Below are 12551 nucleotides of genomic sequence, written 5' to 3' on the forward strand. Positions count from 1 at the left end.
TCAGGCAAGGTCCGACAGTTCAGAGGCACGGCCCTGTGGCAGATGCAGCCCCTTTGTCAGCGCCATGGCAAGGGCCGCGCGCGTCACCCCCTGCGCCAGCAGCATGCGGCACGCCGCCAGCAGCGCCGCATGCATCTCCGCGACAAGGGCCGCATCGCTCAATTCGGATCGTGTGACCCTGGCAAACCAGGCTTCTTCTAGGATCAGATCCTCAATCAGCGGGTCGACCACGGCACCGCCGCCACCGGGATAGCGGTAATAGCCCACGCCGCCCTGCTTGCCCATGCGCCCCTCTGCCACCATGCGCGGCAGGATCGGCACCTCGCGGTCCTGGCCGCGCGCCAGCACCCTGTCCAGTCCCAGCAGATCCTGCGCTTCGCAGGGACCCATATCATAACCCCAGGCGGTCAGCGCTTCGTCCAGTTCCCAGGGGTTTGTATGCTGAAACAGCAGCGCCTCGCCGCGCCGCCAGAACACATCCTGAAGCCCTGCGGTCAGCGCCGCCTGGCTCATGTCACCGGATCGAGGAAATTGTGCCTGGCAATGGTGGTGAGCAGATCGTTCAGCGAGGAACTGATGGTCCGGTTCGATGTATTCACCTGCGCCTCGGCCAGATCGTAAAGCGGGCTGCGCGCCGTCAACAATTCCTTGAGGTGCGCCATCGCTGCGGGATTGCCCTGCATCGGGCGCACATCGCCCTGGGCGCGCACGCGCTGCATGTGCTCGGGCGGGCTGGTGCGTATCCAGACGGTGTGGAACCGTTCGCGCAGCCGGTCATAGGTGTTTTTCTGCGCGACGATGCCGCCCGCGACAGCCAGAATGACGCGGTCGTGCACGGTTGAAATGCGGTCCAGCGCCTCCGCCTCCAACCGGCGGTATCCGTCCTCACCGTAAAACGCCATGACCTCTGCCAATGGCATGTCGACCGCGTTCTCGATATCCTCGTTCAATTCGACAAAGGGGATCTTCAACGCCTCGCCTGCAAGGCGGCCAAGGGTGGATTTGCCCGCGCCGCGCAACCCGATCAGACTGATCCGCCCGGCGCGCATCAGCCCGGGGTCGCGCGGGGCCAGCAGGGCGCTGACCTTGTGCTGCACCTCGGCCGGGGCATTGCGGTAGAGGGTCGCAAAGCGCTGTGCGTCGTGGTCCATCGGGATTTCATCCGCCAAAAGCGCCTCGACCTTGAGATCAAGCGCCGCCGCGACGCGCGACAGCAGCAGAATGGAGATGTTGCCCTCGCCCGATTCAAGCTGTGCGAGGTAGCGGGGCGAGACACCCGACAGGTCCGACAGCACCCGGCGCGGCAGGCCCCGCTTCTTGCGGGCGGCGGCGACCCGTTCGGCCATGCGCGCGATCAGCGCGGCACCGGGGTCCGGGGCATCCTGCGTATCAGCCATGGGGCGCAATCAGAGACATTAATGCATTATTCCGCAAGTCGATCACCCCGGCAAGGGATCAGCCAGGGCATTCTGCATTATTTCGCACGAATATGCGGCTCAACGATGGCCCGAAGGTCCGGTGGCACCGGCTGGCTTCTGAACTGGTCCGCGATGGTGAATACACAGGTGAACCGCCCCTCGAAACACAGCTTGCCGTCCTGGGATCCGTTCACCGCAAAACTGATGGATTTGTCACCCAGCCGGGTCGGGAAAGTGTCGCACATCAGCGTATGGCGCGGGGTGACCGGGCTGCGGAACTCCATCGCCAGGCTGACGAAGGGCGTGCCGACATTGCGGTCGATCTCCATCTGGAACCAGCCGTCACCGCCCAGATGCGCCTCCCACCAGGCGTTGATCGCATCCAGCGCGAAATAGGGCAGACGGGCGGTATAGGCGATGCGCGCCGGGTCACAGTCACCCCAGGTGACGTTGACAGGGTGGATAAAGGGATCGGCCATCAATAGGTCTCCACGTGGTAACGCCCATCCTCACGCATGGCATCGCGCAGGGCGGTCCATTGCTGGCCCAGGCTTTCCGCGATGGAGGTCAGGGCCAGTTCGACCCCTTCCTCCATGCCGCGCAACCCGCAGATGTAGATATGCGTGCGGTCATCCTCAAGCAGTTCCGCCACCCTGTCCTGCTCGGCCAGGATGCGGTCCTGCACATATTCCTTGTCCTGATCCGGCTGGCGCGAGAACACAAGGTGTTGCTTCAACAGGGTTTCCGGCACCTTCTTGAGCGGGCCGAAATAGGGCAGGCTGTCTGGCGTGCGCGCGCCGAAGAACATGGTCATGCCCCCCGTCGCACCACTGCGCTGGCGCTGCATGGTAAAGGCACGCATCGGGGCGGAGCCGGTGCCGGTGCAGATCAGCAGCAGATGCGATTCCGCCGTGGAGGGCATCAGGAAGGTGGCACCAAAGGGGCCGGTAACCTCGACTTCCGCACCCTGCTCCAGATCGCAGAGGTAGTTGGAGGCAAGGCCCTTGTCCTCGCGCTTCACCGTGAGCGAGATGTTGTGATAGCCCGCCCGCTCGCCGTCGCGGGGCGAGGAGATGGAATAAAGCCGGGGCAGATGCGGCTTGCCCTCTGCATCCGTGCCGGGGGGAATGATGCCGACCGATTGCCCCTCCAGCACCGGAAAGGGCAGCGCGCCGGGGTCCAGGATGATGTGGCGCACGTCATGGTCGGGGTCGCGGGTCAGCGGGTAATTGCCCTGCACTTTCATCCGTGCCGGTTTGCCCAGCGTGTACATGTTGACCGTGGGCTTGCCCGCACTCAGCGGGGCCTTGGCCTTGCCACCCGCGCCCTTGTGCGCCTCTGCCAGCAGGGCGGCAATCGGATCGACCGGTTCCTCGTCATCGCTGGCGGGGGCGGCTTCGATGTCTTCCTGCTCGGGCAGCTCGTCGAATTCGAACTGTTGTTCCAATGTATAGGGGGTCTGCACCACCCGCCATTCGTCGATGGAGCCGGTGGGACAGACCGGGATGCAATCCATGCAGAAGTTGCAGATGTCGGCGTTGACCACGACGTTGTTGTCGTCATGCTCGATCGCGTTGATCGGGCAGGTCATTTCGCAGGTATAGCAGCGGATGCAGATTTCCGGATCGATCAGGTGTTGCTTGACCGGTTTGTTCATATGCGCTCTCCCCTCCGGCCCGCTGGTCGGGCGGCATGTCCTTCCTGTGCGAAAGGTGCATGACCGGCACGCACCTTTCGATCTTGCCGCAAGCTGGGTTTGAAACCCACCCTGCCGATCAGGCCATGTGCAACTTCACATATTCGAAGTCGCCCGGCTTGTTGTCGATCCCGACCTTGGGTGCGGCGATCCAGGAGGCGTATTTGCCCGGCTCGTAGCAAGGCACCATCAGCGACTGGATGAAATCACCGTCTGCCTTGGTCGGCAACCATTCATCGCGGCGCTTGTGCCATTCCTCGGCCGAGATGATCTGGCCATCGGGGTCCACGGCCACGGTGCTGAACACGCCGATCTGGCGGTGAAAGCCCTCATGCGGCAGCTTCAGTTCGAAATCCACCCCGGCCTTCTGGATCTGCTTGTTCCAGCGGCCCACGCCGCCGGCCGCATCGCGCACATAATCGTCGCGCAGGCGCATGTTGATGGCGGTCAGCGCCGGGGCGTCTTCGGTCACGATCTTGCCGTCCTTGATGGAGGTCACGGGATAGGTGTCGCCGGTCAGCTTGTGATCGTCGTCGATCCGCTGCTCCATATACCGCCCCTTGATGCCGGAGTTGAAGGCATTGGCGGCATTGGTCGACACCTCCTGCCCGAACAGGTCCAGCGACAGGGTGTAATGCAGGTTCAGCTTTTTCTGGATCGTGGGCAGGTCGATGACGCCCAGATCGCGGATCTTGTTGATGTCGGTGGGGTCGGTGATGCCATGTTTCGCCATCGCCTCCAGCGTCGCCTGAATGGTGCGGCCCACGCCGGTTTCGCCCACGAACATGTGGTGCGCTTCCTCGGTCAGCATGAAGCGGCAGGTGCGCGACAGCGGGTCGAACCCCGATTGCGCGAGGCTTTCCAGCTGCATCTTGCCGTCACGGTCGGTGAAATAGGTGAACATGAAGAAGGACAGCCAATCCGGCGTTTCCTCGTTGAAGGCCCCCAGCATCCGCGGGCTGTCATCGGAGCCGGAGGAGCGGACCAGCAGGTCATCCGCCTCTTCGCGGCCATCGCGGCCAAAGTATTTCTGCAGCAGATAGACCATCGCCCAGAGGTGACGGCCCTCTTCCACGTTGACCTGGAACAGGTTGCGCATGTCGTAAAGCGAAGGCGCTGTCAGGCCGAGGAAGCGCTGCTGTTCGACCGAACCCGGTTCGGTATCGCCCTGGATCACGATCAGGCGCTTGAGCATGTTGCGGTATTCGCCGGGCACTTCCTGCCAGGCCGGTTCGCCGTAATGTTCGCCCATGGGGATCTTGCGGTCCTCGACGGCGGGGGCCAGCAACACGCCCCAGCGGTATTCGGGCATCTTGACATAGTCGAACTTGGCCCAGCCTTTCGGGTCCACGCTGACGGCGGTGCGCAGGTAGACCATGGATTCCTGAAAGTTCTGCGGGATCAGGTCGTTCCACCAGTTGATATAGCCGGGGTGCCATTTTTCCAGCGCCTTGAGAACCTTCTTGTCCTCGCTCAGGCCCACATTGTTGGGGATTTGGGTGTCATAGCTTACGTTGATCAGGTCGAGCATCTTATTCCTCCAGATCGGTGCGCATGAATGCGCACCCTACGGTTGGTTACATCCGTTGGTCGCCGTATCCGGCGTAGGGTGCGCATTCATGCGCACCAATATCTCACACACGTTCCATGTCATATTCGCCGCGCTGGCCGGTGCCATAGCGTTGCAGCGCGCCTTCCTTGCCCACCGCGTTGGGGCGCTGGAAAATCCAGTTCTGCCAGGCCGTCAGCCGGCCAAAGATGCGGGTTTCCATCGTCTCCGGCCCGGCAAAGCGCAGGTTCGCCTCCATCCCCGTCATCGCATCGGGGCTGAAGGAGGCGCGTTCTTCCATGAACAGGCGCACCTCGTCCTCCCAGTCGATGTCGTCATAGGCATAGGTGACCAGCCCCAGCTCCTCTGCGGCATCGGCTTCCAGCGCCGCGCCGATGGAACGCCGCAGGCTTTCCACCTGCTCCGGCGTGCCCAGGAACCGCGTTTGCAGCCGCGTCAGGTCATTGCCCATCGGGTAAGTGCCGAAATTGCCTTCGGACAGGGTGATGGCTGCCATGTGGCGATTGTCGCCGTCGAATTCCTCAAGCATCATATAGCTGCGGTCCACCGCCCAGAGCAGTTCGGCCAGCGGCCCGGCAAAGCAGGACCCATGTTCCACGATCGCCACCAGCGACCGCGAGGTCATGTCGATCCGCTTGAGCACGCGTTTCCAGTATTGCAGCACCTCGTTGGCCAGCCAGTGATCCTTGTTGCCCAGCAGCAGCGCCTCATGGGCCATGACCTTTTCGGGGTCTCCCTGGGTCTGGAATTCGATCAGGCCCAGTTCCTTTTCATTGTTGCGCAGATGCAGGATCGCATCGTCCAGCTCACGCGCGCAACGCAGCAGCCAGGTTTCCGCCCCCTCGGCGGCAAAAGCCGCCATATCGGCAGGCGCATCCGCATCCGGGCCCTTGATGGTTATCGTGGCGCGCGCGCCCTTGCGGTTCAGGGCGACCTCGACGGTGGAATAGGTGACGCCATCCTCGGCAAAGCTGCGGCTGATCGGGGTCAGCGTGATGCCCTCGGCCACATCCGCCTTGTCGGAAGCGGCCGCCAGTTCGCGGGCGCGTTCCCGCACCGCCTCGTCGAACCTGGAGTTCGGAAAGACCTCGTCCACCAGACGCCATTCGACCGCGCGCTTGCCCTTCACCCCTTCCTCGATGGAGCAGAAGACATCCGCAAGATCCCGGCGCACCTTGCGCTTGTCGGTCACACGGGTCAACCCGCCGGTGCCGGGCAGTACCGCCAGCAGCGGGACTTCGGGCAGGGCAACCGATGACGTGCTGTCATCGGTCAGCATGATGTGGTTGCAGGCCAGCGCCAGTTCATAGCCGCCGCCCGCGCAGGCCCCTTTCACCGCGCAGATGTAGTTCTGCCCGCTGTCGGCCAGCGCCGCCTCATAGGTGTTGCGCGTCTCATTGGTGAATTTGCAGAAGTTGACCTTGTGGCTGTGCGCGGCACCGCCCAGCATGCGGATGTTGGCCCCGGCACAGAACACCTTGTCCTTGGCCGATTGCATCACCACCACCTTGACCTCCGGGTGTTCGAACCGCATCCGCTGCACCACATCGGCCAGTTCGATGTCCACGCCCAGATCGTAGCTGTTCAGCTTCAGCTCATAGCCGTCGAAAAGCCCGCCCTTTTCATCCACATCCATGAACAGATGGGCCACCGGGCCGTCATAGGTCACTTTCCAGTGCCGGTATTTCGACGGGTCCGTCTGAAAGTCGATGATCTTGGTCATGGGTAATCCTTTCACAGCCTGCCTGGACCTGTTGGTGTATTATAATTCCATCCCCTTGCGGGTAAACCAGTGAACTTGCCAGAATTCGCCGCAGTTTTTGCAGTATTATGCATATCTACGTGGTTTCCAGCGTCTTTCGCGTCTGCACCACCCAATGCCGGACCTCTGCGACCTCCAGCCCCAGAATCCTGGCTGTTGCATCGCAGCGGGCCAGATGCCCCTCCACCATGTTGCACAGCCGCCAGGCCGCGCGGGGCCGTTGCATGGTGATCTTGAGACGCGCATTGGCCAGCTGGATCAGCGCCTGGGTCATGTCGCGCTCCTGCGACCCTTCCGGCGTGCGCATCCAGACCGCCTCCAGCACCTCGTGACACTCCCAGTAATAGCCCGCATCGAAATAGGCCCGACCCGCCTGCCAGGCCGCCGTGTGGTGCAGGTCGGTGACCGCGACCTCATCGGTCACGCTGGCCTTTATCCTGTCGAACCACCCTTCCGGGTGGCGGCGCGTCACGCCGGGGACATAGACGTGCGGTGGCAGTTCGGGACCATCCGGCGCGTCAGGCAATACGGACCTCTTCCCGCTCCAGCCGGTGCAGCCTTGCGCAGAATTCGACGATTGCCGCCTCTGTCTGCTCGGGATACTCAAGATGCGGCGCGTGGCCACACCCCTCCAGGATCAGCGTCTCCAGCGGGGAATAGATGCGCGCTTCGATCTCGCTGATCTGGGCAAGGGTGCCGTAAGGGTCCTCCCGGCCCTGGATCGCCAGCACGGGAATGCGCAGGTGGTCGATGCAATCGGCCACATTCCAGCTCTCGAAAGCCGGGTCCGTCCAGGCGTCGTGCCAGCCGTTGAAGGCGGAATCCACATCGCGGTGATACTTTGACAGACGATTGCGCAGGGTGCCCTCGCGGTATGCCTTGCCCGCCGCGCGGATGGCTGTCAGCCCCTCGGCCTCGGCAAAGAAATGCGGCGCGATCAGCACCAGCCCCCGCACCCGCATGTCGGAGACGGAGCCGCCATAGATGGCGGCAATGGTAGCACCGTCCGAATGGCCCAGCAGCACCGCCTGGGCAATCCCGGCGGCATCCAGCAGCGGGCCCAGCACATTCTCCGCTTCCAGCGACATGTAGTTCAGCGGGCGCGGCAGCGTCGCGGGGTCGGACCCGCCATAGCCCGCCCGCGCATAGGCCAGCACACCAAATCCCGTTGCCGCCGCGAGACGGGCGGGCAGGTCGCGCCATTGCGCGATGGAACCTAGACCTTCATGCAGCATGACCAGCGTTGGTGCCTGATCCGGCGCGGGGCCCCAGCAGCCGTATTCCAGCGCAGAGCCCCCCAGTGTGATCCGGTCAGCCGGTTTCTCGCTCCATTCAATTGCCATCAACAGTCCTCTCTCAGCTTGAAACGCTGGATCTTGCCCGTCGCTGTTTTAGGTAGCTCTTCGACCACCTCGATCCAGCGCGGATATTTCCACTTTCCGATTTTCTCTTTCACATGGTCCTTCAGCACCTCGCGGAGCGCATCCGGGTCTTCCCCCGCCTGCAAGACAACAAAGGCCTGCGGTTTCTCCAGCCCTTCCGCGTCGCGTTTGGCCACCACCGCGGCCTCCAGCACCGCCGGGTGGCTGATCAGCGCGCCCTCAACCTCGAAGGGGGACAGCCAGATGCCCGAGACCTTGAACATGTCATCGGTGCGCCCGCAATAGACCAGCCGCCCGTCGGCGCGTTTCTCGTATTTGTCGCCAGTCCGGGTCCAGACCCCCTCGAAGGTGCTGCGCGACTTGTCGCGCTGGTTCCAGTATCCATTGGCCGCCGAAGCGCCGTTGACCAGCAATTCGCCGATGCCGCCCGCCGCGACCTCCTCGCCATTCTCGTCGACCAGCCGCAGGGCATAGCCCGGCACCGCGCGGCCCGAGGTGCCATAAACGATGTCGCCCGGTGCGTTGGACAGGAAGATATGCAGCATCTCGGTGGAGCCGACCCCATCCAGAATGCCGACCCCGGTGTGCTTTTCCCAGCGGATGCCAACATCCTCCGGCAGCGCCTCGCCCGCCGAGATGCAGACCCGCAGCGGGGCCTTTGGCGCGCCGTCGCGGTTCATCTGGGCAACCATTGCCGCATAGAGGGTCGGCACCCCGCAAAAGATCGTGGGTTTGTGGGTCCCGATCGTCTCCAGCATGCCGGGGGGTGTCGGCCTGCCGGTGTAAAGGATCGTGCTGGCCCCCACCGACAGCGGAAAGGTCATGGCGTTGCCCAGCCCATAGGCGAAAAAGAACTTGGCCGCCGAGAGCACCACGTCATCCTCGCGGATGCCCAGCACTTCGGCGCCATAGGTGTCGGCGGTGGCACGCAAGGCGGAATGGACATGGGCCACGCCCTTTGGCTGACCGGTGGAGCCTGAGGAATAAAGCCAGAACGCAACCTCGTCGCTGCTGACCGGCAGGGTATCCTGCGGTGGCGCATCTGCCGTGAAAGCGGCAAAATCCTGGGTGCCTTCGGGCGCATCGCCGATCACCACCACCTGGCGCAACCAGGGGTTATCGGCGATGGCGGGGGCCACCACCTCCCACAGGGGGGCCGAGACGAAAAGGATTGCGGCGCGCGAATCGCGCAGGATCGCGTCATAGACAGGGGTCGCCAGCAGGGTGTTGAGGGGGACAGGCACCACTCCCGCCTTGATCGCGCCCCAGAAAATCTGCGGGAATTCGATCTGGTCCAGCACCAGCATCGCCGCGCGTTCCTCGGGGCGGATGCCCGCATGGGTCAGGGCCCCGGCGACCTTGGCCACCCCTGCCGCCATCTGCGCATAGCTCAGGTTGCGCCCGGTTTCAGCCTCGGTATAGGCAATCTTCTCCCCCCGCCCCTCGTCGATATGGCGGTCCACGAAATAGGTGACGGCATTCGCTTGTATTGACTGCATCTCTTCCTCCCACGGTAGAGGCAGTGTGCACTTGAGTGCCGCAGCCGCAAGCTATGCGGAGAAGAATTGCACTTTAGTGCAAAATACGGATCACATCCGGGGTTTCCGGGCCAAACAGACGCGCCACCAGCGCGGCCCTGCGGGACAAAAAGCGGGGGAAGTTCAGGTTGCCTTTCGCCGTTGCCTCCCCCTCCGCCATCGACGCGGGTTCTGCCAGGACGATGGCGGCACAGACCCGCCCGGCACTGCCCGCCGCAGTGGTGGCAAGCGCGGTCAGGCGCTGTGCGAGTTCGGCCTCCAATGCGGCGCATTTGAGCACGCCTGCCGTTTCGGTAACCTCCCAGCCCTTTGCTGCGATTGCGGCACGGTTCGGCAGGATCATGGCGCGCACGTCGTCACGCCCCTCGCCGGCAATCACGACATCCTGCGCAAAGGGGGCAAGGGCCGACAGCAGATCAAGCCGCAGGTTCGCCGCGCGCACCCAGGTGCCGGATGTCAGTTTGAAATCTTCCGACAGGCGACCGTCAAACCGCAGGCCCCGGTTCGCATCCGAAGGGTCCACCAGCCGCATTGCATCGCCGGTGATAAAGAACCCCTCGTCGTCAAAGGCTTCGTCCGTCTTTTCAGGGTTGTCCAGATAGCCGCGGGTGATGCTGCCGCCGCGGACACGCACGTCGCAGCGCATATCGGCATCCGGCACCAGCTTGACCTCGATCCCGGGCATCGGGACCCCAACGATACCGGCACCTTTCGCCGGCTCATGGCTGATCAGGCAGCCGGGCGCGGTTTCGGTCAGGCCCCAGGAGGTGGTGATCAGCGGCAGCTTCCCACCCGCCGCCAGCGCCAGACGCTCCAGCGCCGCCCAGGTGTCCTGCGGCAGCGAGGCCCCGGCATAAAAGATCATGTCGAGATCGGCAAAATAGGTATCGCGCAGGGCCGCGTCCTGCTCCAGGGCGCGCACCAGCTGCGCAAAACCTACCGGCACGTTGAAGCTGAGCGTGCCCGGGATCAGCCCGAGGTTTTCGACCGTGCGGTCGAACAGCCCCGGCGCGGGCTTGCCATCATCCACATAAAGACTGCCGCCATTGGCAAGCATGAGGTTGAAATTATAGGAGCCGCCAAAGGTATGGTTCCATGGCAGCCAGTCCACGATCCGCGGCGCGCGGGTCGACAGGAACGGCAGGCAGGCCGCGATCTGTGCCTGGTTGGTGGTCAGCATCCCATGTGTGGTCAACACGCCCTTCGGCGCCGAGGTGGACCCGGAGGTCAGCAGGATCTTGGCCAGCGTATCCTGCCGCACCGCTGCGGCGGCGGCGGTGATGTCGGCCCCTGAAGGCACCAGCAGATCGGCAAGGTCCGTGGCCCCGCTGTCGCCTGGCGCAGCGGAAAGCGCCTCGACCCCGGCAAAGTCGTCCAGCGCAAGCGCCGCCGCGTATTGCGTGGCGTCGGCGGCAAAGACCAGACCGGGCCGTGCCAGCGTCGCCGCATGGGACAGGCGCGGGTGGGCCGCCGGGATCAGGCTGTATTGTTCAGCCACCGGGATCGTGGGGATGCCCACGTATTGCGCCGCCAGTGTCAGCAACCCGTGATCCACACCATTGCCGGACAGGATCATGACCGGCCTGCCCGGGCCCAGGTCGCGCTTCACCAGATGACTGGCGATGGCGCGGACGCAGGTCAGCGCCTGCGCATAGGTCACCTCGCGCCAGCCCTGCCCCTGACGTTCCGCAAGGAACACCGCATCGGGTGTTTTTGCCGCCCAATGATCCAGCCAGTCACCGGTCCGCCGCGCCACCGGCCCCAGCGGCAGGTTCGACCGCATCAGGAAACTGCCATCCGCCCGCTCCTGCAAGGTGACATCATGCGGTTTCAGGTTCAGATGCGATGTCATGGCAAGGGGACCTCCCCTAGGACAACAGGAAAAGGGTGATGCCGGGGAAGGCAACGAGGATGATGACACGCAGGATGTCGGAGCCGACAAAATACATCACCGCCTTGTAGGTTTCCGTCATCGGGGTTTCGCGGTCCATCGTGTTGATGATGAACAGGTTCATCCCCACCGGCGGCGTGATCAGCCCCACCTCCACCACGATCAGCACCAGGATGCCGAACCAGATCGCCACATGTTCCGGGCTCATCCCGAAATCCATGGCAGAGACAACCGGGAAAAAGATCGGTACGGTCAGCAGGATCATCGACAGGCTGTCCATCAGGCAGCCGAAGATCAGGTAGAACAGCAGGATGATGCAGAGCACCAGAAGCGGGCTGAAGCCCTGGTTCACCACCCAGTCGGCCATGAACTCGGGCACGCCGGACAGGGCCAGGAACCCGTTGTAGAACCCTGCTCCCAGCACGATGAAAAAGATCATCGCGGTGGTCTTTGCCGTGCCTAGCAGGCTGTCGCGCAGTACCGCCCAGTTCAGGCTGCCCGACAGCAGCGCGACCAGCCCGGTCCCTGCAGCGCCGATGGCAGAGCCTTCGGTCGGGGTGAACCAGCCCAGGTAGATGCCGCCGACCACGATGAAGAAGATCACCAGCACCGGCCAGGTATCGGCCAGCGCCCGGAATCTTTCGGCCATGGGAACAGCGGGGCGCGTGCCTGCCGCCCTGGGGTTCAGGCGCACATAGATCGAGATGGTGATGATATAGCCGATGGCGGCAAGGATGCCGGGAACGAAGGCTGCCAGGAACAGCTTGGCAATGTTCTGTTCGGTCAGGATCGCATAGATCACCAGGATCACCGAGGGCGGGATCAGGATGCCCAGCGTCCCGCCCGCCGCAAGCGTCGCGGTGGAGAAACCACCCGAATAGCCGTAGCGCCGCAGCTCCGGCAGGGCGACCTTGGACATGGTCGCCGCCGTGGCCAGGGAAGAGCCGCAGATCGCGCCAAAGCCTGCACAGGCCCCGACCGCCGCCATGGCGACCCCGCCCCGGCGGTGACCGAGGAAGGATTCCGCCGCCTTGAACAGCGCGCTCGACATGCCCGACAGGGTGGCAAACTGACCCATCAGCAGGAACATCGGGATGATGCTCAGCGAATAGCTGGAAAAGGTCGTGTAGGTTTCGGACTTCAGCTTGGCCAAAAGCGGTGTCGGATTGCCGCCCATGAAGAAATACCAGCCGCCGAAACCGCAGAGCATCATGGCAAGCCCGATGGGCGCGCGCAGAAAGACCATGATCAGCAGAACGGGAAAGGACCAGAAGCCCAGCTCAAGACCGCTCAT

General features: G+C 63.6%; 11 protein-coding genes. All 11 read right to left on the reverse strand.

Annotated features, from left to right (window positions below; translation table 11 throughout):
* Window positions 1–513: a 3-hydroxyacyl-CoA dehydrogenase family protein gene (locus PVW51_RS00190; RefSeq protein WP_274573147.1), complete on the reverse strand. Its 513-nt coding sequence runs from the start codon at window positions 511–513 to the stop codon at window positions 1–3.
* Window positions 510–1397: a helix-turn-helix transcriptional regulator gene (locus PVW51_RS00195; RefSeq protein ID WP_274573148.1), complete on the reverse strand. Its 888-nt coding sequence runs from the start codon at window positions 1395–1397 to the stop codon at window positions 510–512. The genes PVW51_RS00190 and PVW51_RS00195 overlap by 4 nt, the downstream gene beginning before the upstream one ends.
* A 77-nt stretch (window positions 1398–1474) precedes the next feature.
* Window positions 1475–1897, reverse strand: coding sequence for an acyl-CoA thioesterase (locus PVW51_RS00200; protein ID WP_114277436.1), 423 nt, complete (start codon window positions 1895–1897; stop codon window positions 1475–1477).
* Entirely contained in the window at window positions 1897–3075 is a 1179-nt protein-coding gene (boxA, locus tag PVW51_RS00205) for a benzoyl-CoA 2,3-epoxidase subunit BoxA (RefSeq protein ID WP_274573149.1), read from the reverse strand. The genes PVW51_RS00200 and boxA overlap by 1 nt, the downstream gene beginning before the upstream one ends.
* Window positions 3076–3193: 118 nt before the next feature.
* Window positions 3194–4645, reverse strand: a complete 1452-nt coding sequence (gene boxB, locus PVW51_RS00210) for a benzoyl-CoA 2,3-epoxidase subunit BoxB (RefSeq protein WP_269364163.1) — start codon at window positions 4643–4645, stop codon at window positions 3194–3196.
* Window positions 4646–4748: 103 nt separating this feature from the next.
* Window positions 4749–6407, reverse strand: coding sequence for a 2,3-epoxybenzoyl-CoA dihydrolase (boxC, locus tag PVW51_RS00215; protein ID WP_274573150.1), 1659 nt, complete (start codon window positions 6405–6407; stop codon window positions 4749–4751).
* Window positions 6408–6522: 115 nt separating this feature from the next.
* Window positions 6523–6972 carry a DUF309 domain-containing protein gene (locus PVW51_RS00220; RefSeq protein ID WP_274573152.1) on the reverse strand — a complete coding sequence of 150 codons (450 nt, stop codon included), beginning with the start codon at window positions 6970–6972 and terminating at the stop codon, window positions 6523–6525.
* Window positions 6965–7789 (reverse strand): alpha/beta fold hydrolase, encoded by an 825-nt coding sequence (locus PVW51_RS00225; RefSeq protein ID WP_274573153.1) that lies wholly within the window; start codon window positions 7787–7789, stop codon window positions 6965–6967. The genes PVW51_RS00220 and PVW51_RS00225 overlap by 8 nt, the downstream gene beginning before the upstream one ends.
* Window positions 7789–9327, reverse strand: coding sequence for a benzoate-CoA ligase family protein (locus PVW51_RS00230; RefSeq protein WP_274573154.1), 1539 nt, complete (start codon window positions 9325–9327; stop codon window positions 7789–7791). Before PVW51_RS00230 ends, PVW51_RS00225 begins: the two co-directional genes overlap by 1 nt.
* A 73-nt stretch (window positions 9328–9400) precedes the next feature.
* The gene (locus PVW51_RS00235; RefSeq protein ID WP_274573155.1) at window positions 9401–11218 is read right to left on the reverse strand and encodes a feruloyl-CoA synthase; all 1818 of its coding nucleotides are present in this window, start codon (window positions 11216–11218) and stop codon (window positions 9401–9403) included.
* Window positions 11219–11234: 16 nt separating this feature from the next.
* Entirely contained in the window at window positions 11235–12551 is a 1317-nt protein-coding gene (locus PVW51_RS00240; protein WP_274573156.1) for a TRAP transporter large permease, read from the reverse strand.

This window comes from Sulfitobacter sp. PR48 (assembly GCF_028807335.1).
Classification (GTDB): domain Bacteria; phylum Pseudomonadota; class Alphaproteobacteria; order Rhodobacterales; family Rhodobacteraceae; genus Sulfitobacter.

Excerpts from the sequence above, each read along its gene's own strand:
- boxA (WP_274573149.1), bottom strand. The coding sequence starts at position 3,075 with ATGAACAAACCGGTCAAGCAACACCTGATCGATCCGGAAATCTGCATC.
- PVW51_RS00240 (WP_274573156.1), bottom strand. The coding sequence starts at position 12,551 with ATGAGCGGTCTTGAGCTGGGCTTCTGGTCCTTTCCCGTTCTGCTGATC.
- PVW51_RS00230 (WP_274573154.1), bottom strand. The coding sequence starts at position 9,327 with ATGCAGTCAATACAAGCGAATGCCGTCACCTATTTCGTGGACCGCCAT.
- boxC (WP_274573150.1), bottom strand. The coding sequence starts at position 6,407 with ATGACCAAGATCATCGACTTTCAGACGGACCCGTCGAAATACCGGCAC.
- PVW51_RS00195 (WP_274573148.1), bottom strand. The coding sequence starts at position 1,397 with ATGGCTGATACGCAGGATGCCCCGGACCCCGGTGCCGCGCTGATCGCG.
- PVW51_RS00190 (WP_274573147.1), bottom strand. The coding sequence starts at position 513 with ATGAGCCAGGCGGCGCTGACCGCAGGGCTTCAGGATGTGTTCTGGCGG.
- PVW51_RS00235 (WP_274573155.1), bottom strand. The coding sequence starts at position 11,218 with ATGACATCGCATCTGAACCTGAAACCGCATGATGTCACCTTGCAGGAG.
- boxB (WP_269364163.1), bottom strand. The coding sequence starts at position 4,645 with ATGCTCGACCTGATCAACGTAAGCTATGACACCCAAATCCCCAACAAT.
- PVW51_RS00225 (WP_274573153.1), bottom strand. The coding sequence starts at position 7,789 with ATGGCAATTGAATGGAGCGAGAAACCGGCTGACCGGATCACACTGGGG.
- PVW51_RS00200 (WP_114277436.1), bottom strand. The coding sequence starts at position 1,897 with ATGGCCGATCCCTTTATCCACCCTGTCAACGTCACCTGGGGTGACTGT.